Source organism: Bradyrhizobium liaoningense, from assembly GCF_018130825.1.
Taxonomy (GTDB): Bacteria; Pseudomonadota; Alphaproteobacteria; order Rhizobiales; family Xanthobacteraceae; genus Bradyrhizobium; species Bradyrhizobium liaoningense_B.
On sequence record NZ_JAFCJS010000001.1, the window covers coordinates 420961 to 444531 of the forward strand.

General features: G+C 64.8%; 22 protein-coding genes. 18 read left to right on the forward strand and 4 right to left on the reverse strand.

What is annotated here, in order from left to right; genetic code table 11:
• Nucleotides 1-2: 2 nt before the first annotated feature.
• The 8 genes from JQ603_RS02040 (at nt 3) to JQ603_RS02075 (ending at nt 7823) form a co-directional block, all read left to right on the forward strand.
• On the forward strand, nt 3-1385 hold the full coding sequence (locus JQ603_RS02040; protein WP_212336088.1) for a pyruvate dehydrogenase complex E1 component subunit beta: 1383 nt from the start codon (nt 3-5) through the stop codon (nt 1383-1385).
• 3 nt (nt 1386-1388) lie between these two features.
• The gene (locus JQ603_RS02045; protein ID WP_008547332.1) at nt 1389-1691 is read left to right on the forward strand and encodes a DUF5076 domain-containing protein; all 303 of its coding nucleotides are present in this window, start codon (nt 1389-1391) and stop codon (nt 1689-1691) included.
• A 2-nt stretch (nt 1692-1693) separates the two neighbouring features.
• The gene (locus JQ603_RS02050) at nt 1694-2146 is read left to right on the forward strand and encodes a nucleoside deaminase (protein ID WP_194393784.1); all 453 of its coding nucleotides are present in this window, start codon (nt 1694-1696) and stop codon (nt 2144-2146) included.
• Nucleotides 2147-2208: 62 nt separating this feature from the next.
• A complete protein-coding gene (locus JQ603_RS02055) occupies nt 2209-3558 on the forward strand; it encodes a pyruvate dehydrogenase complex dihydrolipoamide acetyltransferase (protein WP_212336089.1) in 1350 nt (449 codons plus the stop codon).
• Nucleotides 3559-3580: 22 nt separating this feature from the next.
• Nucleotides 3581-3814, forward strand: coding sequence for a hypothetical protein (locus JQ603_RS02060; RefSeq protein ID WP_212336090.1), 234 nt, complete (start codon nt 3581-3583; stop codon nt 3812-3814).
• Between the two features lie 17 nt (nt 3815-3831).
• Nucleotides 3832-5253 (forward strand): dihydrolipoyl dehydrogenase, encoded by a 1422-nt coding sequence (lpdA, locus tag JQ603_RS02065; RefSeq protein WP_212336091.1) that lies wholly within the window; start codon nt 3832-3834, stop codon nt 5251-5253.
• Nucleotides 5254-5482: 229 nt separating this feature from the next.
• Nucleotides 5483-6724 (forward strand): threonine synthase, encoded by a 1242-nt coding sequence (locus tag JQ603_RS02070; protein ID WP_212336092.1) that lies wholly within the window; start codon nt 5483-5485, stop codon nt 6722-6724.
• Nucleotides 6725-6851: 127 nt separating this feature from the next.
• Entirely contained in the window at nt 6852-7823 is a 972-nt protein-coding gene (locus tag JQ603_RS02075; protein WP_212336093.1) for a tripartite tricarboxylate transporter substrate binding protein BugD, read from the forward strand.
• Between the two features lie 66 nt (nt 7824-7889).
• Here the strand turns inward: JQ603_RS02075 and JQ603_RS02080 are convergent, their stop codons facing one another.
• The 3 genes from JQ603_RS02080 to JQ603_RS02090 all read right to left on the reverse strand — a co-directional run bounded on the left by JQ603_RS02080 (nt 7890) and on the right by JQ603_RS02090 (nt 11452).
• The gene (locus tag JQ603_RS02080; RefSeq protein WP_212336094.1) at nt 7890-8276 is read right to left on the reverse strand and encodes a response regulator transcription factor; all 387 of its coding nucleotides are present in this window, start codon (nt 8274-8276) and stop codon (nt 7890-7892) included.
• 87 nt (nt 8277-8363) lie between these two features.
• On the reverse strand, nt 8364-9029 hold the full coding sequence (locus tag JQ603_RS02085; protein ID WP_212336095.1) for a response regulator transcription factor: 666 nt from the start codon (nt 9027-9029) through the stop codon (nt 8364-8366).
• Nucleotides 9026-11452 carry a PAS domain S-box protein gene (locus JQ603_RS02090; RefSeq protein ID WP_212336096.1) on the reverse strand — a complete coding sequence of 809 codons (2427 nt, stop codon included), beginning with the start codon at nt 11450-11452 and terminating at the stop codon, nt 9026-9028. Before JQ603_RS02090 ends, JQ603_RS02085 begins: the two co-directional genes overlap by 4 nt.
• Before the next feature lie 735 nt (nt 11453-12187).
• Between JQ603_RS02090 and JQ603_RS02095 the strand changes: the two genes are divergently transcribed.
• Genes JQ603_RS02095 through JQ603_RS02105 form a run of 3 tightly spaced genes read left to right on the forward strand, consistent with a single transcriptional unit; the run spans nt 12188 to nt 13113 of the window.
• On the forward strand, nt 12188-12517 hold the full coding sequence (locus JQ603_RS02095; protein WP_245003349.1) for a hypothetical protein: 330 nt from the start codon (nt 12188-12190) through the stop codon (nt 12515-12517).
• A 37-nt stretch (nt 12518-12554) separates the two neighbouring features.
• Entirely contained in the window at nt 12555-12743 is a 189-nt protein-coding gene (locus tag JQ603_RS02100) for a hypothetical protein (protein WP_212338276.1), read from the forward strand.
• A gap of 58 nt (nt 12744-12801) precedes the next feature.
• Entirely contained in the window at nt 12802-13113 is a 312-nt protein-coding gene (locus JQ603_RS02105) for a hypothetical protein (RefSeq protein WP_245003350.1), read from the forward strand.
• An 83-nt stretch (nt 13114-13196) separates the two neighbouring features.
• On the opposite strand, the gene JQ603_RS02110 is transcribed toward JQ603_RS02105, so the two are convergent.
• Nucleotides 13197-15395, reverse strand: a complete 2199-nt coding sequence (locus JQ603_RS02110; RefSeq protein ID WP_212336097.1) for a lytic transglycosylase domain-containing protein — start codon at nt 15393-15395, stop codon at nt 13197-13199.
• Between the two features lie 319 nt (nt 15396-15714).
• Between JQ603_RS02110 and JQ603_RS02115 the strand changes: the two genes are divergently transcribed.
• From JQ603_RS02115 to JQ603_RS02145, 7 genes are all read left to right on the forward strand, one after another.
• Nucleotides 15715-17451 carry an adenylate/guanylate cyclase domain-containing protein gene (locus JQ603_RS02115; RefSeq protein WP_212336098.1) on the forward strand — a complete coding sequence of 579 codons (1737 nt, stop codon included), beginning with the start codon at nt 15715-15717 and terminating at the stop codon, nt 17449-17451.
• A 124-nt stretch (nt 17452-17575) separates the two neighbouring features.
• Nucleotides 17576-17752 (forward strand): hypothetical protein, encoded by a 177-nt coding sequence (locus tag JQ603_RS02120; protein WP_212336099.1) that lies wholly within the window; start codon nt 17576-17578, stop codon nt 17750-17752.
• A gap of 252 nt (nt 17753-18004) precedes the next feature.
• The gene (locus tag JQ603_RS02125) at nt 18005-18217 is read left to right on the forward strand and encodes a hypothetical protein (RefSeq protein WP_212336100.1); all 213 of its coding nucleotides are present in this window, start codon (nt 18005-18007) and stop codon (nt 18215-18217) included.
• Nucleotides 18218-18717: 500 nt separating this feature from the next.
• Nucleotides 18718-18939 carry a hypothetical protein gene (locus tag JQ603_RS02130; RefSeq protein WP_212336101.1) on the forward strand — a complete coding sequence of 74 codons (222 nt, stop codon included), beginning with the start codon at nt 18718-18720 and terminating at the stop codon, nt 18937-18939.
• Nucleotides 18940-19018: 79 nt separating this feature from the next.
• Entirely contained in the window at nt 19019-19603 is a 585-nt protein-coding gene (locus tag JQ603_RS02135; RefSeq protein ID WP_433996617.1) for a hypothetical protein, read from the forward strand.
• Nucleotides 19604-20985: 1382 nt separating this feature from the next.
• On the forward strand, nt 20986-22710 hold the full coding sequence (gene ilvD / locus JQ603_RS02140; protein WP_212336103.1) for a dihydroxy-acid dehydratase: 1725 nt from the start codon (nt 20986-20988) through the stop codon (nt 22708-22710).
• Entirely contained in the window at nt 22697-23518 is an 822-nt protein-coding gene (locus JQ603_RS02145; RefSeq protein ID WP_212336104.1) for a tetratricopeptide repeat protein, read from the forward strand. Before ilvD ends, JQ603_RS02145 begins: the two co-directional genes overlap by 14 nt.
• Nucleotides 23519-23571: the final 53 nt, after the last annotated feature.

The following is a 23571-nucleotide window of genomic DNA, read 5'->3' on the forward strand; positions in this document are numbered from 1 at the left end:
ATATGCCAATTCAAGTGCTGATGCCCGCGTTGTCGCCCACCATGGAGAAGGGCAACCTCGCCAAGTGGCTGAAAAAAGAGGGCGAGACGATCAAGTCGGGTGACGTGATCGCCGAGATCGAGACCGACAAGGCGACCATGGAGGTCGAGGCGACCGACGAGGGGACGCTCGGCAAAATCCTGATCCCCGAGGGCACCGCCGATGTCGCAGTGAACACGCCGATCGCGACGATTCTCGCCGATGGTGAGAGCGCGGCTGATCTTGCGAAAGCACCCGCACCGGCCGCGAAGGCTGCCGAGTCCGCGCCGCCCGCCGCTGCTAAGGCCGAGGCGCCTGCGCCAAAGGCTGCGCCCGCCCCGCAGGCCGTCGCCGAACCCGATCCCGAAGTGCCCGCCGGCACCGAGATGGTGACGCAGACCATCCGCGAAGCGCTGCGCGATGCGATGGCCGAAGAGATGCGCCGCGACGCCGACGTCTTCGTGATGGGTGAAGAGGTCGCCGAATATCAGGGCGCCTACAAGGTCACCCAGGGCCTGCTCCAGGAATTCGGCGCCAAGCGCGTCATCGACACCCCGATTACCGAGCACGGCTTTGCCGGTGTCGGCGTCGGCGCCGCCATGACCGGCTTGAAGCCGATCGTCGAGTTCATGACCTTCAACTTCGCCATGCAGGCGATCGACCAGATCATCAACTCCGCGGCCAAGACGCTCTACATGTCCGGCGGCCAGATGGGCTGCTCGATCGTGTTCCGCGGGCCGAACGGTGCCGCCGCGCGCGTCGCCGCCCAGCACAGCCAGGACTATTCGGCCTGGTACTCGAACATTCCGGGTCTCAAGGTCGTCGCGCCGTTCTCGGCCGCCGATTACAAAGGCCTGCTCAAGGCGGCGATCCGCGATCCCAATCCGGTGATCTTCCTCGAGAACGAGGTGCTCTACGGCCATACCGGCGAAGTGCCGAAGCTCGACGACTTCATCGTTCCGATCGGCAAGGCGCGCATCGTCCGCTCCGGCAGCCACGTCACCATCATCTCCTGGTCGAACGGCATGACCTATGCGCTCAAGGCCGCCGACGAGCTCGCCAAGGACGGCATCGAGGCCGAGGTGATCGACCTGCGCACGCTGCGCCCGATGGACACCGAGACCATCATCAACTCGGTCAAGAAGACCGGCCGTGCCGTCACGGTGGAAGAGGGCTGGGCCCAGAGCGGCGTCGGCGCCGAGATCGCCGCGCGCATCATGGAGAACGCCTTCGACTATCTCGATGCGCCGGTCGCGCGCGTCTCCGGCAAGGACGTGCCGATGCCCTATGCCTCGAACCTGGAGAAGCTCGCACTGCCCTCGGCGGCGGAAGTCGTCGAGGCCGCCAAAGCCGTCTGCTACAGGTAGACCATGGCGGGCCCGAAGGAGCAGCCACTACCGCCCGACGTCATGACCCGCGACGACGCGGTCGAGATCCTGCGCGTGTTCGTGCTGGACGGCGGGCTGTCGATGGCGTTCCAGCGTGCCTTCGAGGAGCCCGACATGTGGGGCCTGCTGCTCGTCGATCTCGCCCGCCACGCCGCGCGCGCCTATGCGCGCGAGAGCGAATATACCGAGGAGGACGCGCTGAACCGGATCCTCGACATGTTCCAGGCCGAGATCGAGCGTCCCACGGACACCGGCACCACGACGCCGCGCGGGAAGGGGCACTGAAAGTGGCGATCGAATCCTATCACTTCGACTTCATGCTGGAGGCGATCCGCGAGGCGGAAGCCTCGATCGCGCAGGGCGGCCTGCCGATCGGCGCGGTGCTGACGCGCGACAACAAGATCATTGCCCGCGGCCACAACAACCGCGTCCAAGAAAACAATCCGATCCTTCATGGCGAGATGAGCTGCCTGCGCGAGGCTGGCGCGATCTCGTTCCACGATACCGTCATGTACACGACGTTGTCGCCATGCTCGATGTGCGCGGGCGCGCTCGGGCTGTTCAAGGTGAAGCTGGTGGTGATCGGGGAATCCGTCACCTTCGAGGGATCCAAGGACATTCTCGACAAGTTCGGCATCCCCTGGATCGATCTTGCCGACGACCGCTCCATCACCATGATGAAGAATTGGCGTTCCATCCCTGCCAATGAGCGCCTGTGGCAGGGCGACATCGGCAACTAAACCTGGTCTGTTCGTCTCCGCTGTCGGGGACGACGTTTTGCAAAGTTCTTCTTGAGGTCAGCATGCCCATCAACATCCTGATGCCCGCTCTCTCGCCGACGATGGAGAAGGGCAACCTCGCCAAGTGGCTGAAGAAGGAAGGCGACAAGGTCAAATCCGGCGACGTCATTGCCGAGATCGAGACCGACAAGGCGACCATGGAGGTCGAGGCGATCGACGAGGGCACGATCGCCAAGATCCTGGTGCCCGAGGGCACGCAGGATGTCCCGGTCAACGACGTGATCGCGGTGCTCGCCGGAGAAGGCGAGGACGTGAAGGCCGCGGGTAGCGCCAAGCCCAGCGCTTCGGCCGCGCCGCCGAAGGCTGCCGAAGCTCCCGCCGCTGTTCCGGCGCCCGCGCCTGCTGCGCCCAAGGTCGCACCGCCGCCTGCCGCCGCAGCTGCGCCGCAGGCCGCCGCACCGGCTGCGCAAAGCAACGGCCATGGCGGCCGCGTGTTCTCCTCGCCGCTGGCTCGCCGCCTCGCCAAGGACGCCGGCATCGATGTTGCGATGGTCACCGGCACCGGTCCGCACGGCCGCGTGGTCGCGCGCGACGTCGAGCAGGCCAAGTCCGGCAAGGGCCTCAAGGCGCCCGCTGCGGCGCCGTCAGGTGCGCCCGCGATCGCGCCGACCATGTCGGACAAGCAGATCCTGTCGCTGTTCGAGCCGGGCTCCTACGACATCGTCCCGCATGACGGCATGCGCCGTACCATCGCGCAGCGCCTGACCGCGTCGATCCAGAACGTCCCGCATTTCTATCTCACCATCGACTGCGACATCGGCAAGCTGCTCGCCGCGCGCGAGGAGATCAACGCCGCCGCACCGAAGGACAAGGAGAAGAAGCCGCTCTACAAGATCTCGGTCAACGACTTCGTCATCAAGGCGATGGCGGTGGCGCTGCAGAAGATCCCGAACTGCAACGTCAGCTGGACCGAAAGCGGCATGGTCAAGCACCACCATTCCGACGTCGGCGTTGCCGTGGCGATGCCCGGCGGTCTGATCACGCCGATCATCCGCAAGGCCGAGACCAAGACGCTCTCGACCATCTCCAACGAGATGAAGGATTTTGCCGCGCGCGCCCGCTCGCGCAAGCTGAAGCCCGAGGAATACCAGGGCGGCACCACCGCCGTCTCCAACCTCGGCATGTACGGCATCAGCCACTTCACCGCCGTGATCAACCCGCCGCATGCGACCATTCTCGCGGTCGGCACCAGCGAAGAGCGTCCCGTCGTGCGCGGCGGCAAGATCGAGATCGCGCACATGATGAGCGTGACCCTGTCCTGCGATCACCGTGCCATCGACGGCGCGCTCGGCGCCGAGCTGATCGGCGCGTTCAAGCAGCTGATCGAAAACCCCGTCATGATGATGGTCTGACGCGGCGGCAGAGGGCGCAACGTTGCATGTCCGTACCCGCTGGCCATGGATATCGCTGCTGCTTGGAGCCGTCGTCGCGCTCAACCCGGTTGGGCTCGAATTTCTTCACTCTGCGTTCTTTGCCGGCGAGCAGCTGGCACGGAACATCGCTCAGCCCATCGTTCTCACCGCGTTGGCCATCATGGTCCTGGCGGTGCTGCTCGAATGGCTGGTGAGGTCTTTTCTGGTCAAGCGCCGCGCCCGCGGCGCCTCTTGAGTTGAACGGGAGCCGCCATGGCCGATACATCCTTCGACGTCATCATCATCGGCTCCGGTCCCGGCGGCTATGTCACCGCGATCCGCGCCGCGCAGCTCGGCTTGAAGACGGCGATCGTCGAAAAGTCCTATCTTGGCGGCATCTGCCTGAACTGGGGCTGCATCCCGACCAAGGCGCTGCTGCGTTCGGCCGAGATCTACCACTACATGCAGCACGCCAAGGATTACGGCCTGTCGGCCGAGAAGGTCTCGTTCGATCCGAAGGCTGTGGTGCAGCGCTCGCGCGGCGTCTCGAAGCGGCTGAACGACGGCGTCGGCTTCCTGATGAAGAAGAACAAGGTCAGCGTGATCTGGGGCGCGGCTTCCATCGACGCGCCCGGCAAGATCACCGTGAAGAAGTCCGATGTCGAGGGCCCGAAGGGCGCGCTGGGCGAGGGGACCTACCAGGCCAAGCACATCATCGTCGCGACCGGCGCGCGGCCGCGCGTGCTGCCCGGGCTCGAGCCCGACAAGAAGCTGATCTGGACCTATTTCGAGGCGATGGTGCCGGAGCGGATGCCGAAATCGCTGCTGGTGGTCGGCTCCGGCGCAATCGGCATCGAGTTCGCCTCCTTCTTCCACACCATGGGAAGCGACGTCACCGTGGTCGAGGTGCTGCCGCAGATCCTGCCCGTCGAGGACGCCGAGATCGCGGGTCTCGCGCGCAAGCGCTTCGAGAAGATGGGCATCAAGATCATGTCCTCGACCAAGGTGACCAAGCTGGAGAAGAAGACCGATAGCGTCGTCGCCACCATCGACGACGGCAAGGGCAAGCCAGTGACCACCGAGTTCGAACGCGTGATCTCGGCGGTCGGTGTCGTCGGCAACATCGAGAATCTCGGCCTGGAGAAGCTCGGCGTGAAGACCGACCGCGGCATCATCGTGGTCGACGGCTACGGCAAGACCAATGTCCCCGGCATCTACGCCATCGGCGACGTCTCTGGTCCCCCGATGCTCGCGCACAAGGCCGAGCATGAGGGCGTGATCTGCGTCGAGGCGATCAAGGGCCTGCATCCGCATCCCATGGACAAGAACATGATCCCGGGCTGCACTTACTGCCATCCGCAGGTCGCCTCCGTGGGCCTCACCGAAGCGAAGGCGAAAGAGAGCGGCCGCGAGATCCGCGTTGGGCGCTTTCCCTTCGTCGGCAACGGCAAGGCGATCGCCCTCGGCGAGGACCAGGGTCTCGTCAAGGTCATCTTCGACAAGAAGACCGGTCAGCTGCTTGGCGCCCACATGGTCGGCGCGGAAGTGACCGAGCTGATCCAGGGCTACGTCGTCGCCATGAATTTGGAGACCACGGAAGAAGAGCTGATGCACACGGTGTTCCCGCATCCGACCCTGTCGGAGATGATGAAGGAAGCCGTGCTGGATGCGTATGGACGGGTGTTGAATATTTGATGATCGGGCGGCTGCGCCGCGCGCCGCTGCCAATTCCGTCATCCTGAGGTGCGAGGTCAGCGGTGCAAGGCACCGTTGGCCGAGCCTCGAAGGATGCACGGCCGAGACGCAGCAGTAGGGCTCGTCGCCCTTCGAGGCTCTTCATACGGCGCGTTGCGCCGCATGAAGAGCGCCTCAGGGTGACGAGTTCAGTAGCAATCAAGCAGAACAAGAGCGAGGGAATGAACCCATGCACGACAACGACAACCTCACCATCGAGCGCCCGACCTTTGTCACCCATCTCGAATGCGCGATGGAGGGCGACCACTACGCGGCCGACCAGGTCCACAATCTCTCCAAGGCCGGCAAGCCGCTTCTGGTGCGCTACGACCTCGCCGGCGTGAAGAAGGCGCTGACCAAGGACGCGCTCAGCAACCGGCCCGGCGACATGTGGCGCTACCGCGAGCTGCTGCCGGTGCGCAAATGCAAGGACATCGTCTCGCTCGGCGAGGTCACGACGCCGCTGATCCGGCTGCCGAAGCTCGGCAAGAAGCTCGGCGGCGGCGAGATCATCGTCAAGGACGAGGGACGCCTGCCGACCGGCTCGTTCAAGGCGCGCGGCCTCGTCATGGCGGTGTCGATGGGCAAGGCGCTCGGCATCAAGCACATGGCGATGCCGACCAACGGCAATGCCGGCGCGGCGCTGGCGGCCTATGCGACGTCCTGCGGCATCAAGACCACGATCTTCTGCCCGGCCGATACGCCCGAGGTGAATGTCAGCGAGATCGAGCTCCAGGGCGCGACCGTCTACCGCGTCAACGGCTATATCGACGATTGCGGCAAGATCGTCGGCGAGGGGAAAGCGAAAGTCGGCTGGTTCGACACCTCGACGCTGAAGGAGCCCTACCGCATCGAAGGCAAGAAGACGATGGGCCTCGAGCTCGCCGAGCAGCTCGGCTGGGACGTGCCCGACGTGATCTTCTATCCGACCGGCGGCGGCACCGGCCTGATCGGCATGTGGAAGGCGTTCGACGAGCTCGAGAAGATCGGCTTCATCGGAAGCAAGCGCCCGCGCATGGTCGCAGTGCAGGCCTCGGGCTGCGCGCCGATGGTGCGCGCTTACGAGGCCGGCACCGAGCATGCGACGCGCTGGGAGGACGCCCACACCATTGCGTCAGGGATCCGCGTGCCGCAGGCGATCGGCGATTTTCTCATCCTACGCGCCGTGCGGGAGAGCAAGGGCTTTGCCATCGCGGTCGACGACGACAAGATCTCGTCGGCCCTGAACGAGGTCGCGCGCGAGGAGGGGCTGCTGCTGTGCCCGGAGGGCGCGGCCACCTACGCCGCCTACAAGGAGAGCCTTGCCGACGGCCGCGTCAGCAAGACCGATCGCGTGATGCTGTTCAACTGCGCGACCGGCCTGAAATATCCGCTGCCGCCGGTCACCCGCACGCTCGACCGCCACAAGCCGATCGACTACTCGCAGTTCTAAGTACGACCAGACCGCCGGAGCGCGATCATCGCGCTCCGGCGCGTCATTTCGTCTCTTCACGACCGATCCCTCTTCCCGTACGCGGGAAGGGACAAAAAAGAACAAAGACATCGCTGGGGAGAAGACAATGAAGAAGGCCGTCTGGGCCGGGCTGATCGGTATTCTCGCTCTTGCAGGCGCAGCGCGCGCCGACGACTATCCTTCGCGCCCTATCACGATCATCGTTCCCTTCGCAGCCGGCGGTCCCTCGGACGCGATGGCGCGCGTGCTCGCGGAGCGGATGCGGGCCTCGCTCGGCCAGCCCCTGGTGATCGAGAACGTCACCGGCGCGGGCGGCTCGATCGGCGTCGGGCGCGCCGCACAATCGCCGCCGGATGGCTACACCATCTCCTTCGGTCATCTCGGCACTCACGTCGCCAACGGCGCCGTCTACAAGCTCAGCTACGATCTCGTCACCGACCTCGAACCCGTGGTGCTGCTGCCGAGCAATCCGATGATCGTGGTCAGCAAGAACGCGGTGCCCGCGACCTCGTTGAAAGAACTGATCGAATGGCTGAAGGCGCGGCCGTCGCCGCCGACCGCCGGCACCGCCGGTGCAGGCTCCGGCAGCCACATCGCCGGCGTCTATTTCGAGAGCGTTTCCGGCATCAAGCTGCAATACGTTCCGTACCGCGGCACCGCGCCTGCGCTGAACGATCTGATCGCCGGCCAGATCGATATCATCGTCGACCAGACCTCCAATTCCATCAACCAGGTCCGCGCCGGCACCATCCGCGCCTATGCCATCACCGACAGCAAGCGCCTCGCGTCCGCGCCGGATATCCCGACCGCGGAGGAGGCCGGCCTGAAAGGCTTCAACATGACGCTGTGGTCGGGAATGTGGGTGCCGAAGGGCACGCCGAAGGAGATCGTGATCAAACTCAATGCCGCGGCCGTGGAGGCGCTGAACGATCCCGCCGTGAAGAAGCAGCTCGAAAACCAGGGCCTGGAGATGACGCCGCAGGATCAACTCACCCCGCAGGCGCTTGGTGCGCGGCAAAAGGCCGAGATCGCAAAGTGGTGGCCGATCATCAAGGCCGCCAACATCAAGGTGGATTGAGCGCTTCGCTTTGGCCGCAGCGCGCAGGGCTTGCCCTGAGGACCGGCGGGGCGCGGCGCCGCCGCATCACATCGTGGCGCCACCGGCGTCCGAAAGTGCCGTCTCCAGGCACTCGATCAGGGCTCGTGTTGAAAACGGCTTGGCGAGAAAGCCGATCGCGCCGGCCTTCAGCGCGCGGTCGCGCACGGCCTCGTCCGGAAAGGCCGTCATGAAAATGAAGGGGGTGATGCGCCCGAGGCCGCGCATATGCGTCAACAACTCGACGCCGCTCATGGCCGCCATCTGCACATCCGCGATCACGCAGGAGGTCGCCTCCAGTTCGGCGGATTGGAGAAATTCGTGAGCGGAGCCAAAGGTGTAGACCGTGTATCCGCGCGACGTCAGGAGGTTGTTGGTCGCAAGGCGAACCGAGGCATCATCATCAATGACGGAAATGATCGAAGGCACTGACAAGATGATCGCTCCTGAACGGGGAGCCGCCGGCCGCGGTTCAGCCGCTTCAGGGAAAGTGGGCCACCGGAGCGCGCTTGGAAAGCATACTTAGGTTTGCAGGTGACCCCTATTGCGCGGGATTCCGAGCGCGTCGGTCATCCTGACGAGATCGGCCAACGACTTCGCCCCCATTTTCCGCATGATCTGCCCGCGATAGATCTTCACGGTGATTTCGGCTAATCCGAGCTCGGCGGCGACCTGCTTGTTCATCAGGCCGGATGCAACCAGGGAGAGGACGTCGCGCTCGCGTGGTGTCAGCCCCTCGAAACGGGATCGCACGCCCGAGATCGACTTCTCGGCATCGCGCCGCTTGCGATCTCGTTCGATCGCCGCTTGCACCGCGTCCAGCATGTCCTGGTCGCGCACCGGCTTGGTCAGAAAATCGACGGCACCGCTCTTCATGGCTCTCACCGTCATGGGGATATCGCCGTGACCGGTGATGAAGATAATGGGCGTGTGAATATTGGCCTTGGCGAGGTCGGCCTGGAGGTCGAGGCCGCTCAAGCCAGGCAGGCGGATGTCGAGCACGAGGCAACTGGGGACCGCGGGCGGTTTGGCCTCCATGATCTCAGCCGCCGAACTGAAGGCTTCGACCTTGAGACCGACCGATTGAAAGAGATTGGTCAGCGCGCGGCGCATCGACGGATCATCATCGACGATCAGGACGACCGGATCACCGGCGCTCGCCTGGGGCTGCTTTTCATGGTCAGTCACGACGAGTCCTTGTGCGGCAAGGGCAGGGCGATCTGGAATGTTGCACCGCGCCCCTCATTTTGAAAGGCCGAAAGCCGGCCCGCGTGAGCCTCGATGATCGATCGGCAGATCGACAGTCCCATTCCCAGACCGCTCGATTTCGTCGTGAAGAAGGGAGTGAAGATGCGCTCCTTGACGTCTTTGCCGAGGCCGACACCGCGGTCCGTCACGGTGAGGAGGAGGCGGTCGTCATCGTCGGCCCGGCGCGAGCGGATCGCCAGTTCGCGCGGGAGGTCCACATTGCCCTGCATGGCTTCGATGCCGTTCATCACCAGGTTGATCAGCACCTGCTGGAGCTGGATCCGGTCGCCGCAGATCCGGGGCAGCTCGGACGCCAGCTCCATGCGCACCGATACCGCGTGGGTCGCGAGCTCGCGCCGAACGAGCGCCACAGCCTCCCTGACGACCTGGTTGACGTCGAGTGGAACGACCTCGATCTCGGTCTTCTTCGCGAGCGCCCTGATCCGGCGGATCACCTCGGTTGCCCGATTGGCGTCCTCGACGATCCATTCGGCCGAACGGCGCGCGGCCTTCAGATCGGCCGGTTCGCGGTCGAGCCAGGCGATGCAGGCGTCCGCATTGGAGATCACTGCGGCAAGAGGCTGGGTGATTTCGTGCGCAATCGAGGTGGTCAGCTCGCCGAGCGTCGTGACGCGCGTGACATGGGCGAGTTCGCTTTGCGCCTTGCGCAGCGCCTCTTCCGCCTGCTCGACGCGGATCGCCGCCGTGACGTCGCTGCTGACGCCGCGATAGCCGAGAAAATTGCCTTGCGCATCATGGAAGGGCTTGCCGCTGGTGCGCACGTAGATCGGCGAGCCGTTACGATCCCTGCTGCGGTAGATCAGATCGCGGAACGGAACGTGGGCATCGAGCGCCGCGCGATGCTGCTCCCATTTGTCCGGCTCGAGCTCGGCGTCGGGTGGGATGTCCCAGCGGGTCAGGCCGATCAAGCCCGTCGGCGGCGCGGTGGAGGTATCGGCATGTTCGGATATCCGCGTGATGCGGTGGTCAGGCCCGGTCTCCCAGAACCAGTCCGATGCGGTTTCGGCATAGTCGCGGAAGCGCTGCTCGGACGCCTTGAGCTCGTCGAACGCCTTATGCAGGGCATCCTTGGCCGCGTACTGCTCGGTGACGTCGACATGCGTGCCGATGATTTCCATCACCTCGCCGTCGCGGCCTATCACGGGATGCCCTTCGCTGTGAACGCGTCTGATCGAACCGTCGGGGCGCACAATCCGGAAGTCGATCTGGAAGGGCTGCTTCTGCCTGATAGCTTCGCGCTCCATCTCGATGATCCGCTGAAAGTCCTCCGGCAGGATACGTTGCTGGAAAGCCTTGGCCGGGACATCGATCTGGTCCGGCTCAAACCCAAACAGACGATAGAGTTCAGTCGATCGGTAGGCGAACTCCTGACGATGGACGTCCCAGGCCCAGCTGCTCGTCTGGCTGAGGCGCTGGGCTTCAGCCAGATAGGCTTCACTGCGGCGCAGCCTCTGTTCCGCTTCCTTGGCGCTCGTGACATCGGTCACCGCTCCGGCAAACTCGATGCGGCCGGATGTGTGTCGCACCGCGCGTGCCACGGAATGGAGATATTTTATCGATCCGTCCGGCATCAGCAGGCGGTATTCGTGGTCGTAATTCTCCGCCAGGCGGTAGGCCCGATCAAGGGTGCCGCGGACCGTATCGCGATCCTCCGGATGGATGCGCTGAAAGACGAAGCTCAGGGTCGGCTTCGTCGCCGGATCACATTGGAAGATGCGGAAGGTCTCCCTCGACCAGACCGCCTCGCCGGTCACAAGGTTCAAGCCGAAGCTGCCGGTGTGGCTCAATTCCTGAGCCTGGGCGAGATAGGCCTCGCTCTGCCGCAGCGCATCCTCCGTCTCCTTGCGCTCGGTGATGTTCTCACAGGCGATCAGCAGGATCGGCGTGCCGTCGCTGCGCAGCATCGCCTTGGCGTTTTCGCGGACCCAGAGCACCGACCCGTCCTTGCGGAACTTGCGAATCTCCCAGGTGTGCGACTGGTCCAAGGTCGTGAGGCACAAATCGACGCATTGACGAACGAAGTCGTGGTCCTCCTCGAAGAAGACGTTCAGCACGGATTGGCCGATCAGCTCGTCCGTCGCGTAGCCCAATTGTGCGGCACCGAACGTATTGACGTTGAGCACCGTTCCGGCCGGATCGACCATGAAGTACATGACCGGATTGTGCTCGAACACCTCGCGCCATTGCTTCATGGCGTCACGCAGATCGGTGTTCTGCCGTGCGGCGTCTGCGACCGCAGGCCCGTCCTTCTCGCCGTTGCCGAATGATCGAAGCGCCGCGAGGCCGCCGAGCAGGAATTGTGCAGCCGAATTCCCGATTTTCATGATCTGGCCAGGCATCATCGCAAGCGTCCCGGCTCGCCAGCGTCAAGGCGAGTAGAGCACTTTGCAATAACAGGGGCAATTCCCTCCGACTAAAGTCGGATTCGCGGCAGAATTCCCGATTGCCGTGCAGCTTGCGCGCGTTGCGCCGTCTCGTTGCGGGTGGACGGTGTCCGGAATACTACGGCACAAACCTACGTATAGCTCGCACAATCCTAGTTCTAGCGCGCATTTACCTCCGTACAATTGAGCGGTGCGTTGCAGGGAGCCTAGTCTTGCGGCCAATCGAGAAGACGATTGCGGAGCACAAATTGCCGAAAAGCTCGGCGTGTTGCCTCCAAAGAGCCTGGCTCTGCGTCCGCCGCCCTGACTTGCCGGATGAATCAGGCGGTCACGATTGAGAAGCCGCATTTTCCGTGACGACCATGGCGCCTCCTGCATTTGCGCACGAGGAAGCCAGGACCCAAAGAGGTCAAGAGGAGAGGACGATGTGCGATAGCCCCGAGTACTCAGAGCGCCGTTTCGATTCCAAAGGCTGTGCCGTCTGTGCCGGCAAGTTCGGCCTGATCCGATACTACTCCTGGCGTACGCCGCTCTGCTCGCGGAAATGTCTCGACCGGTTCAGGGCGCGTCGCGAGCGCGACCGCCTGTGGCTGTTCCGATGTCAGGCGGCATGAAGATCGGCTGCCGCACCTAGCCCGTCAGGCCATTTCTTCGTCCGGAGGCTGTGAGTTGAACCGTGGCTGCAAGCTCCTGTTGGCGATCGCGCTGCCGCTTCCGCTGGTGACGGGCGTGAAGGCCGAGGAAATCGTACGGGATGGTTCGCATCGTCACCATCCGCCTCAGGATCAGCTGCTGCACGAGAAATTCTATTCGGGCTGGCGCATGCCGGACAACCCGGTTCTGAGTTGCTGCAACAATGCGGATTGCTACCCGACCGAGATACGCTACGTCGACGGCAGGATCTACGCGCGGCGCCGGGAGGACGGGAAATACATCCTGATTCCGTCCCAGAAGGTGGAGCGCAACCGCGACAACCCGACGGCCGCAACCATATCTGCGCGCCGCCGCCGTCCGCCTCTCTGATCGACACGGTCTACTGCTTCGCGCTGGGAGGTGCCACGTGAGATTCATACTGGTGAACGGCAGGACCCCGTTTCGCAAGACCTCGTGCTTGTGGTGCTGCGAGGAGATCGAGGCTGGCTATCTGCGCGACGCCAGGACGCTGCTGCGCTACTGCGGCTACGAATGCTACGCGATTCACCAGGAGAAGGCGCCGTTGATCGAGGGGCGTGCGCGCGCGGCATCCTGAGCAGAGAGGCCGGCGGGACGTATCGGCGGATATTCCATCGGCAGGAAAGGACACGGCATTGAGATTCATGCTCGTCAATCAGGAACATCCCTGCCACGGCACGGTCTGCAGCGCATGCGACCGGCCGCTGGGTTCGAGTTACGTCCGGCACGTGTCCAAGCAAGAGCGGTATTGCGACTACGATTGCTACAGCCAGCAGACGGTCATCGACATGCTGTGGCCCCGCCGCGGCCCGTTCGAGGCGATCGCGGTGCTGACCGCAGTTGCGGGCTGGAGCTGGGTATTTCAGATGGGCGCGCTGTCGCGCTCACTGGCCGAAGCCTATCTGCGCGACTACGACCTTCTGACCCCGGAAGGAGGTGACCGCTAGCTGCTCGATGCCGGCCGCGCAGAGAAGTCGGCCGCAGTCACCTCGTCCAGCCCGCGCCGCGTCCAGCCCCGGCGGTCGCGAGGCTAGGGCGATGGGGCTGCGGCCGATGCCGTTGGCTCCGCGCTCACTTCCTGCGTCGTGACGCGGTGCTCGGATTTCGACGCGACCATGCCGCTGCTCTCGAACCGGGCGCGGTAGACCAGCACGTTCTCCATCACGCGCTGCACGTAATTGCGCGTCTCCGACAGCGGGATGCGCTCGACCCAGTCGACCGGATCGACATTCGGATCCCTGGGGTCGCCGCGCGCCTGCACCCATTCGCGCACCCGGCCACGGCCGGCATTGTAGCCGGCGAAGGTCATGATCTGGTTGCCGCGATATTCCGACAGCAGCGCGCTCAGCTCGGCTGCGCCCATCTGCGTGTTGTAGACGGGATCGGAGACCATCCTGTCCCAGTCATAGGTCAGGCCGAAGCGCTTTGCAGTGTCGCGGCCGGCTTCCGGCGTCACCTGCATCAGTCCGACCGCATTGGCGGGCGACTTGTCGCGCTGGTCGAACGAGCTCTCGGTGCGCGCCACCGAATAGATCATGCTGGTCTCGATCGGCGGGGCGAGCTGCTTGTGCTCGGGGATGCCGATGGTCGGGAAGGCGTAATGGTCGAGCGCGAGCCCGCGCGCCAGCGCCGTCTTGCCGACCTCCAGCATGACGCGCGCATCGTTGCGCCGGCCGGCGAGCTCGCCGAGCGCTTCGAGCGCTGCGACGTCGGTGCTCTCCTTGGCGAAATCCTCGGCGTAGTAGAACACCATGTCACGCTCGCCGATCCCGTAGAGCATGTCGGCGGCGCGCACGCGCTCGTCGGCAGGAGGTGTGTCGGCGGAGGCGAGAACGGGCGAGGGCGCACGCAGCTCGATGCGGTCGAGCCCGAGCTTGGCGCGGGCGAGCTGCCCGTAATAGGCGGTCGAATAGCGCGCCGCCGCCTTGTAGCTCATGCGCGCATCGGCGGTCGCACCCATGGCTTCCGCCGTGCGGCCGCGCCAGTAATGTGCGCGCGACAGCGCGATCGGATTGGCCGAGCCTTCGTCGATCGCGGCGAAATGCACCATCGCCGTCCTGGGGTCATCGAGGTAGCGCAGCGCGATCCAGCCGCACATGAAATGATAGTCTACGCGGTAGACTTCCTTCTCGGGAACCGCCGCCATGCGCACCACGTCGTAGGCGGTCTTGAACTTGCCCTGGTCGAGCAGCTTGCGCGCCAGCAGGCGGCGCTCGCGCCACCAGGCATCGGTGTCCTGCGCGGCCATCGTGTCGGGCGCGGCGGCGAGGATCACCTCGGCCGCATCGTCGATACGGTCCTTCTGCAGATGCCATTGCGCGCGGCACAGCACATAGCCGAGATCGCGGCGCGCATCGCTCGCGATATCGTCGAGATAGTCCTTGGCCTTGTTCGCCTTGCTCGTGACCGCGGCGCACGCCTTGACGATCGCGAGCTCATCCTCGCCGAGCCGTTTGGCCGCGCGTCTTGCGCCGGCATAGTCCTTGGCGCCGAGCCGCTTGTCCATGCGGGCGCGATGATCGTCGGCGTTCAGCAGATCGCGGAACGTCTCGTAGGAGTCTTCCTCGCTGCGCTCGGACAATTCGTCCGTACGCCAGGCCTCGCGCACCAGCCGCGCGGCCCTGTCGCTCTCGCCTTCGGTGAGCAGCACGCGGGCAAGCGCGAACTTGCCCTTGGCGCTGGTCGGCCGGTCCATCGTGAATTTGTGCACGGTGGCGGCGTCGGCCTTCTCCTGCCACAGCCGCGCCTCGGCGCGGCGGCGCAACAGCGCGCTGCTCGGCCAGTCCGGGTTGGCGGCGAGGAAGCCGGCGTAGCGCTTGAAATTCGCGGTGCTCTCGGAATGGCGCAGCATGAACCAGTCGGCGAGCTTCTGCCCGGCGGGATCGGCGATGCGGTCCCGCGCCGCGCTCGCGTCGTCGGTCTTGCCCTTGCGCGTAAGATCGATCGCGTCCTTCAGCGCGGCGAGATCGCCGGTGAGCGGCGGCGCGGCGGGCTTGTCCGCGGGCGCGTCGTCCTGCTGCTTCGACTTGCGTTTGGCCTCGGCATGCTTGCCGTGACGGGATTTCGCCGCGGCATGGCGCGGCTTGCCGGCCTTGCCAGTGGCTTTCGCCTCATGCGTCTTCTTCGACGCAGACGATTTATGACTGCTCTTCGCTGCCAGCTCCGACGGAAGGAGGGCCAAAGCGGCCACGGCAACGACACACGCGAGCGAGCGTAGGCACTGGTTCATTGGATGGTCCCCCTGCGAAACCACTACAAACCAAGGTCCGCGATCGTATGCGGCTTGAGAATCAAGACACCGAGAACGGTGCCACGGCATCGTCTCGCATTTGTCACGCTGTCGCAACAATGCGGCAAAATACGGATGACGCAAGGGAACTTCCGCAAATGAGAAAAGGGCAGGCGCTTTAACCTTTGTTAACGATTTGGGCTCGCGCGCCGGTTGTGCGCGGTCTGCAGCGTCGCAGCAGCCAGATTGCGCGTGTTCCCCAGCCGAAATCCGGTATATTGAGTTCCTCAATCCGTCCTTTAGCCTTTGCCCCGCACCTATGCCGATTTTCAACCAGTCGATCCGGCGCAAGATCGTCGGCATCGCCCTCGGATTGATCGTCCTGATGCTGGTCACCTCGATCCTGTCGATGGTGATGTCGAGCCAGGTCGGAGTCCTGCTGGACGAGCTGACGAACCGCTACATCCCGGCCTATGGCGATCTGGCGCGCGCCAATATCCGCTCGCTGGAGCGGGCGGTGGCGCTGCGGCGCATGGTCATGATGAGGATGCAGTCGCCGACGGACGAGGAGGCCTATGCAGCGCGCCTGCGCGAGTTCGAGGCAGCGGACCGCAAGATCGAGGAAGAGGCCGAAAGCGCGCGCAAGCTGATCAACGCGATCATCAACGATACCAGGACGCCGTCCGACAATGCCGCCCTGGCGCGGATCGATATCCGCATCGAGACCGCCGTCAGCGAGCTGCGGCGCGACCAGGACGAGGATCACGCAAAGCTGCTCAAGCAGATCGATGCCAAGCAGATGGTGGAGGCCCGCAACACGCTCGAGCACATCGACCTGTTACGCGACCAGTTCAACCAGAAGATCGACGCCATTCGCGCCGACATGCTGAAGCAGGTGTTTGCCTCCACGGCGACGGTGATCGGTCATCAGCATCAGGCGATGATCATCTCTGGCCTCGTCACCGCCCTCGCCGCCATTGTGGGCTTTGTCTTTGCGTTGCTGGTCTCCAGCGGCATCACGCGTCCGGTGCGGCTCCTGCTCGCCGGCACCCGCGAGGTCGAGGCGGGTCGGTTCGACAAGCCCATCACGGTCTCGACGCAGGACGAGATCGGCGAGCTCGCCGCCGCCTTCAACCGCATGATCGAGCAGCTCAGGCACAACGAGCGCATCCGCGAGACCTTCGGCCGCTACATCGATCCCAAGGTGGTGCAGGGCCTGATCGACCGGCCGGAGGTCGCCATCGACGGTCAGCGTCGGGTGATGACGATCATGTTCTGCGACATGAGCGGCTTCACCTCGATGAGCGAGGGCATGACCCCGCGCGGCCTCGTCAAGGTGATGAACCACTACTTCACGGTCATGTCAGGCCCGATCAGGAGCAATCGCGGCGTCATCGACAAATATATCGGCGACGCCATCATGGCCTATTGGGGCCCGCCCTTCATCGAGGAGGACGAGCCGGCGCTGCTCGCCGGCCTCGCCGCCATCGAGATGGCCGACCAGGTGCCCGCGCTGCAGAAGCAGCTGCCAGATCTGCTCGGCATCCGCGCCATGCCGGGTCCCTGCGACCTGCGGATCGGCATTGCCACCGGCGAGGTCCTGACCGGCAGCATCGGCTCCGAGCTGATGATGAGCTTCACTGTGATGGGCGATGCCGTGAACCTCGCCTCGCGACTCGAGGCCGTCAACAAGGTCTACGGCACCCGCATCCTGATCTCGCAGGCGACTGCTGATGCGATCGGCCCGCAGCTTGAGCTGCGTGAGATCGATCGTCTCGCGGTCGCCGGCCAGAGCGCGCCGCAGCCGATCTTCGAGGTGTTGGGCAGGGCAGGCGCGCTGACCGAAGCGCAAGCGAGCCTGCGACGGCATTATGCCGAAGGTCTCGCCGCCTATCGCGCCTGCCGCTTCACCGAAGCTCGTGCCGCCTTCAACGCGGCGCTCGAAGCCGTCCCTGGCGATGGTCCCTCGCGCGTGCTGCTCGATCGCATCGCGCAGTTCGAGGCCAGTCCGCCGGAGGCGGGCTGGGACGGCGCCTGGCGGCTGGAGCAGAAATGAGCCGCCGCAGCGTCGTCGCAGCCTGCGCCGACGAAAATTGATGCTACCCCATAACGATGTTCGCCGTGACCTATTTCCCGGGCTTAGATTGATTGTCCTTGAGGCGTTTGATGGGGACACGCCGATGACAGAACTTGAGGACAGGCTGGAACGGTTCGAGACGCTCACCGCCGAATGCGAGCTGATCGCCAAGCTCGCCACCGACAGCACCAAGCGCGAATTCTATCTCAAGCTCGCCGAGCACTATTACCAGCTCGCGAACGAGACGCGCCGTGCGGTCGCGACCAGGGCTGCGGCCTGAGGCGACGGTTGGGGCACAAGCTTGAGGCAAGGGCTTGCGGCAAGGCGCGGACCTTCGCGCCGCGCTTGATGTGCGGAACTCTCGCGACACCGCGGGTCCGCGGCTGAAAGCCGTTCTTAACGTTTCTCGCGCATGCTTGATGCTGATGCGAAGGGATGCCGTGCGGCTTCCTCGCAATGGGAGTGCCGGGGCCCGTTGCGGCGCAGTGTGCCTCGTGGTCGTCGCTTTGATGGTCCTTCTGCAGGCGATCCCATGCGTGTTCTTGCGTTACTTGTCCTCGCGTTCACAATGACGGCCTGCAACCAGGAGCAGGACATCACGGGCTCGACCTCGATCTGCCCGATGCGCAACTACAGCTCCTATAACCCCCGCGACATGAACCAGTGCGTGGCCGCCTGCAAGGCGTGCGACCGCGGCAATACGGTCACCTGCTCGACCTCCTGCACCCTCAAGGGCGCGCACTGACCGGCCGGCGGTTTGCAAGGGTCGCAACGGCGTCATCTCTTGTGGCCATCGTCCCGGTGAGCCGCCGCCAAAGGCTGACGGTGCCAAGGCACCGGAACGATTCACATGGGTTAATCATTGAAGGGGCGGGCAGGACTCGGAGTCCGATGGAATGGGTATGCTTGATCCCGGCCGGTTTCTGGTGTCGTGCTCGAAATGCAAGACTTGGCCGATGGCGGCCAATGTGAAGCGATCGAGCTGGTCGGCGTCCCCGCATGAGGTTCGCTTCGTGTGCCCGCGCTGCCGCCGCGAGGAAACCGCGATCATCTCCGCTTCTGGCGAATTGACCCCGATCCGGCGTATTGATGTTCCGCCGCGCGACGTTGCCGTGGCGTGGGCGCAGGCCCAGCGTCCGAGAGGCCGGACGTAGCGGGCTGGGCACGGCTCGTTTCCGTTTTTGGAACCCGGCCGATCGCTGAAGCGTTTCCGCCACCGACATCAACGCGATCGAGGTTCTGGGAATGATCAGCGAGCATTTCGACACCCGCACCCGGATCAACATGAAGCTGGCGCTGGATCGGGTCTGCCGCAGTCGTCCGCGCGGCGAGGACCACGGCTTCCGCAGATCGGTCGCCGAAAACATCATCCGCTGTGCGCTCGCAGGCCGGACCGGCATCAGTCAGCTCGTCGACGCCGGCGAGCGGGCGGTGATCCGGACGCCTCCGGAGAAAGAGCCCGCCTAGGTCCGGCTGCGGCCGCGGCTCGCGTTCGTGCCCTATCGAGGCCCCTCGGCACATGTGCTAGGATCGCCGACGGAGATCCATGATGCCTGCCGAGATGCTTTCGCCCGACGCCCATCGTTTCCGCCTTCACCCCGTCGCATCGCGCTTTGCGCCGATGTTCTGTCTTGCCTTGCTGACCGCGTCATGCGCGCTGGCAAGCCTCGCGCTCGCCTGCGCAACACCGTTCGCAGCCTTCGCCGTCGTCGCAGCCGCGATGCTGCCGCTGCGCTCCGCGCTGCTCGTCGTCACCGGGGCCTGGCTGGTGAACCAGAGCATCGGGTTCGGCGTGCTGCGTTATCCGGTCGATGGCAGCACGCTCGCCTGGGGCTTTGTGATCGGTGCCGCTGCGCTGATGGCGACCGCGGCGTCGTCCGCGCTGCTTCGTGCGCTACCGCAGGGGCGCACGCCACTGATCCTGGCCGTCACGCTTGTCGCGGCCTACGCGACCTATGAATTCGTGTTGCTCGCCGCGACGCCGTTTTTGGGCGGAGAGGGCGCCTTCTCCGCCGCCATCGTGACGCGGCTTGGGCTTCTCGGCGCCGTCTGGCTCGCCGGCCTCGTCGCTGTCTGCGAGATCGCCCGCCTGGTTGCTCCGTTCGGGCGCAAGGGAGCGATGTCGGCCTGAGCGGCCACTCATAGCTCGGATGAGCGCCGCGATACCCGGGAAGTCACTCGTGGAGATCCCGGATGTCGCGGAGCCTGTCATCGGGCGGCGCTTCGCGCCGACCCGTGGGCTCATCCGGGCTCCGGGACCGGGCTGTGTCGCCGGCTGTCAACGCCTTTTCATGAAAATATTCCACTTTACCGAAATTCGGATTTATCGTATGAATCGCCCATCCCGGTTCATCCTTGAGGGGCGATCATGTTGTCGTCACGATACGTGAGCCGGGCTTGCGGTGGACGCGGCAGCGTCGGCACGAACAGGTGGCGGGCAGGGCGGGTAGTCCCTGTGAGCTCGTAACCGCGTGCGGATGAGCGGCGCGGTGAGTTCGTCGCGCCAACATTTCGATGGCAACGTGCACAAGGCCGTCGAACCCTGTGGCGTCAACGAACGCGCGTACGGCAAAACCGTGTGGTCCTGGCCGTCGTTGCTACGGTCAAGCCTTTCGCGAAGATGCGCGCGAGCCCAACCGGGCAGACGGCATCGTCAATTCGCGAGGTGAGGGAGGCCAGAGGGAATTCGGCTCCCGGGAGAGCACGGCATAAGCCGTCCGACCATCGCGCAGGGAAGGCCGTGTGTTGGGCTTCACCTGTATGCTGCTGTGCGGTCTCTTTGCGCTACATCTTCGCGCAGCGGACCGCGGGTGCCGCCGGCACCCGTCCTTCCCTGCGCCCTCTTGGATAAGAGGGTGGAGTGACGAAACAAAGCTCGGGCGAAATCAGCCGCGAGGATGCGAAGGCATGTCTGCAAGTCGAAATGCAAGCCGAACGAGCGACGCTGCTGCCCCATGCTCCGTCATTGCGAGCGCAGCGAAGCAATCCAGAATCCCTCCGCGGAAAGCCACTGGATTGCTTCGCTGCGCTCGCAATGACGACTTGGAGAGAGCGTGCGCCACACTCCGCACTCGTGCCCCGGACGCAGCGCGGCGTCCCTTCGACGGTGTGCTGCCGAGCCGGGGACGCGAGCGATGCCGCTCGTTCCGCGAGGGGCGGCCCGCGACTCACTCCGTGGGTGTGCCCGCCCGTCGGACCAAACCGCGTGCGTTGTCTTTGTCGCAAAATCTCAAGCTGTGGACTGTCATCTTCGCGGTGGTACCGGAGTAGCTGTCTCCGTGTCTTCCCGGTAACGATTGTGCTGTCTGCGCAACACCCATTCCGGATTAAGCCCTCATCGCCAGTAGTTCGCATCACCGCCGCTTTTTGGCCACACCCGAACATGAATAAAATCGCTCTAAGTTTTTCAGCGGGAGCGGCGGTCCGCGAAGGCGACGGGAAATCCCAAGGTCGATTCAAATCTTGGCTCTGATTTTTCGGGTCTGAAAGGGTTGACCGGGGAAACTGGTTGCGATGGACGCGAAGACTAACATCAAGCAGAGGCTGCCGAGCCGTCACGTGACGGAAGGCCCTGCGCGCGCGCCGCACCGGTCCTACTTCTACGCCATGGGTCTGACCACAGAGCAGATCCACCAGCCCTTCGTCGGCGTCGCCTCTTGCTGGAATGAAGCCGCTCCCTGCAACATCGCCCTGATGCGGCAGGCACAGGCGGTGAAGAAGGGCGTCGCGTCCGCCGGCGGCACGCCGCGCGAGTTCTGCACCATCACCGTGACCGACGGCATCGCCATGGGCCATGACGGCATGCGCTCCTCGCTGCCGTCGCGCGAATGCATCGCCGACTCCGTCGAGCTGACCGTGCGCGGCCACGCCTACGACGCGCTGGTGGGCCTTGCCGGCTGCGACAAATCGCTGCCCGGCATGATGATGGCGATGGTCCGCCTCAACGTGCCCTCGATCTTCATCTACGGCGGCTCGATCCTGCCCGGCAATTTCCGCGGGCAGCAGGTCACCGTGCAGGACATGTTCGAGGCCGTCGGCAAGCACTCGGTCGGCGCCATGTCGGACGAGGACCTCGACGAGATCGAGCGCGTGGCGTGCCCCTCCGCGGGCGCCTGCGGCGCGCAGTTCACCGCCAACACCATGGCGACCGTCTCCGAGGCGATCGGCCTCGCGCTGCCGTACTCGGCCGGTGCTCCGGCACCCTATGAGATCCGCGACGCTTTCTGCATGACCGCGGGCGAGAAGGTGATGGACCTGATCGCCCAAAACCTCCGGCCACGCGACATCGTCACCCGCAAGGCGCTGGAGAATGCCGCCGCCGTCGTCGCGGCCTCCGGCGGTTCGACCAATGCTGCGCTGCACCTGCCGGCGATCGCCCATGAGGCGGGCATTAAGTTTGACTTATTCGACGTCGCCGAAATCTTCAAAAAGACACCGTATGTCGCGGATTTGAAGCCGGGCGGCCGTTATGTCGCCAAAGACATGTTTGAAGTAGGTGGCATACCGCTTCTGATGAAGACGCTGCTCGACAACGGATTTCTCCACGGCGACTGCATTACGGTCACCGGTCGAACGATCGCCGAAAACCTCAAAAGCGTGAAGTGGAATCCGCACCAGGACGTGGTGCACCCGGCAGACAAACCCATCACCGTCACGGGCGGTGTGGTCGGTCTGAAGGGCAATTTGGCGCCAGAAGGTGCGATCGTGAAAGTCGCGGGAATGTCCAACCTCAAGTTTACCGGTCCGGCCAGGTGCTTTGACCGGGAGGAGGACGCGTTCGAGGCGGTCCAGAACCGCACCTACAAGGAAGGCGAAGTCATCGTCATCCGCTACGAGGGCCCCAAGGGCGGCCCCGGCATGCGGGAAATGCTCCAGACCACCGCGGCGCTGACCGGCCAGGGCATGGGCGGCAAGATCGCGCTCATCACCGACGGCCGCTTCTCCGGCGCCACCCGCGGCTTCTGCATCGGCCATGTCGGGCCCGAGGCCGCCGTCGGCGGCCCGATCGGGCTGCTCGAGGACGGCGACATCATCGAGATCGATGCGGACGCCGGTACCCTTAACGTAAAATTGAGCGACCAGGAGCTTGCCCAGCGCAAGACCAAATGGACCGCTCGCGCGACTAACCACACGACGGGCGCGCTCTGGAAATATGCTCAGCAGGTTGGACCAGCGGTCGGGGGGGCTGTGACCCATCCGGGCGGCGCGCACGAGAAACAGTGCTATGCGGACATCTAGGCGTGCCATAGTTGCGTTTGTGTTGGGGGCCAGTGCGCTGGTCGCGCCCGCGCTCGCCTTTGACGGCGCGCCGGTCAACCAGAAGGACGCGACCATCCCCGTCGTGACCACGCTGCCGGGCGCCGCGGGCGCGGTGCGCGGCAAGGTGCCGCCGGCGACCCAGGAAACCTCGCTCAGCGCCCTGCAATATGCCGCCGAGGGCGGTCATCCCATCGCGCAGTGGAAGCTCGGCCGCATGTACGCCAATGGCGACGGCGTCGCCCAGGACGACATGCGGGCCTTCGAATATTTCAGCCGGATCGCGAACGCACACGCCGAGGACAGCCCCTCGGCGCCGCAGGCGCAGGTCGTGGCCAACGCCTTCGTCGCGCTCGGCCGCTACTACCTCAGCGGCATCCCGAACTCGAAGATCAAGGCGGATCCGGAGCGGGCGCGGGAGATGTTCTCCTATGCGGCCTCCTATTTCGGCAACGCGGATGCCCAGTACGATCTCGCCCGGCTGTACCTGAAGACGCCGGACGCCTCGCGCGAGGACTTCCGCTATGGCGCCCGCTGGCTCGGCCTTGCCGCGCAGAAGGGCCAGCACGAGGCCCAGGCGCTGCTCGGTCAGATGCTGTTCAACGGCGACCGCCTGCCGCGGCAGGCCGCACGCGGCCTGATGTGGCTGACGCTGGCGCGCGACAGCGCAGGTAGCGACGAGACCTGGATCAAGGAAAGCTACAACCGCGCCTTCGCCAAGGCCTCCGACGACGACCGCGCCATGTGCCTGCAAATGCTGGAACAATGGGTGCAGGGCCGCCGCGAGTAGGCTAGGTCCCGTAGGGTGGGCAAAGGCGCCTTGGCGCCGTGCCCACCACCTGA

Bases quoted from the DNA above. Each gene is read 5' to 3' on its own strand.
- ilvD (WP_212336103.1), top strand. From the start codon at position 20,986: ATGGACGCGAAGACTAACATCAAGCAGAGGCTGCCGAGCCGTCACGTG.
- JQ603_RS02045 (WP_008547332.1), top strand. From the start codon at position 1,389: ATGGCGGGCCCGAAGGAGCAGCCACTACCGCCCGACGTCATGACCCGC.
- JQ603_RS02090 (WP_212336096.1), bottom strand. From the start codon at position 11,452: ATGATGCCTGGCCAGATCATGAAAATCGGGAATTCGGCTGCACAATTC.
- JQ603_RS02075 (WP_212336093.1), top strand. From the start codon at position 6,852: ATGAAGAAGGCCGTCTGGGCCGGGCTGATCGGTATTCTCGCTCTTGCA.
- JQ603_RS02145 (WP_212336104.1), top strand. From the start codon at position 22,697: ATGCGGACATCTAGGCGTGCCATAGTTGCGTTTGTGTTGGGGGCCAGT.
- JQ603_RS02055 (WP_212336089.1), top strand. From the start codon at position 2,209: ATGCCCATCAACATCCTGATGCCCGCTCTCTCGCCGACGATGGAGAAG.
- JQ603_RS02040 (WP_212336088.1), top strand. From the start codon at position 3: ATGCCAATTCAAGTGCTGATGCCCGCGTTGTCGCCCACCATGGAGAAG.
- lpdA (WP_212336091.1), top strand. From the start codon at position 3,832: ATGGCCGATACATCCTTCGACGTCATCATCATCGGCTCCGGTCCCGGC.
- JQ603_RS02070 (WP_212336092.1), top strand. From the start codon at position 5,483: ATGCACGACAACGACAACCTCACCATCGAGCGCCCGACCTTTGTCACC.
- JQ603_RS02115 (WP_212336098.1), top strand. From the start codon at position 15,715: ATGCCGATTTTCAACCAGTCGATCCGGCGCAAGATCGTCGGCATCGCC.
- JQ603_RS02135 (WP_433996617.1), top strand. From the start codon at position 19,019: ATGATGCCTGCCGAGATGCTTTCGCCCGACGCCCATCGTTTCCGCCTT.
- JQ603_RS02120 (WP_212336099.1), top strand. From the start codon at position 17,576: ATGACAGAACTTGAGGACAGGCTGGAACGGTTCGAGACGCTCACCGCC.
- JQ603_RS02130 (WP_212336101.1), top strand. From the start codon at position 18,718: ATGATCAGCGAGCATTTCGACACCCGCACCCGGATCAACATGAAGCTG.
- JQ603_RS02110 (WP_212336097.1), bottom strand. From the start codon at position 15,395: ATGAACCAGTGCCTACGCTCGCTCGCGTGTGTCGTTGCCGTGGCCGCT.
- JQ603_RS02125 (WP_212336100.1), top strand. From the start codon at position 18,005: ATGCGTGTTCTTGCGTTACTTGTCCTCGCGTTCACAATGACGGCCTGC.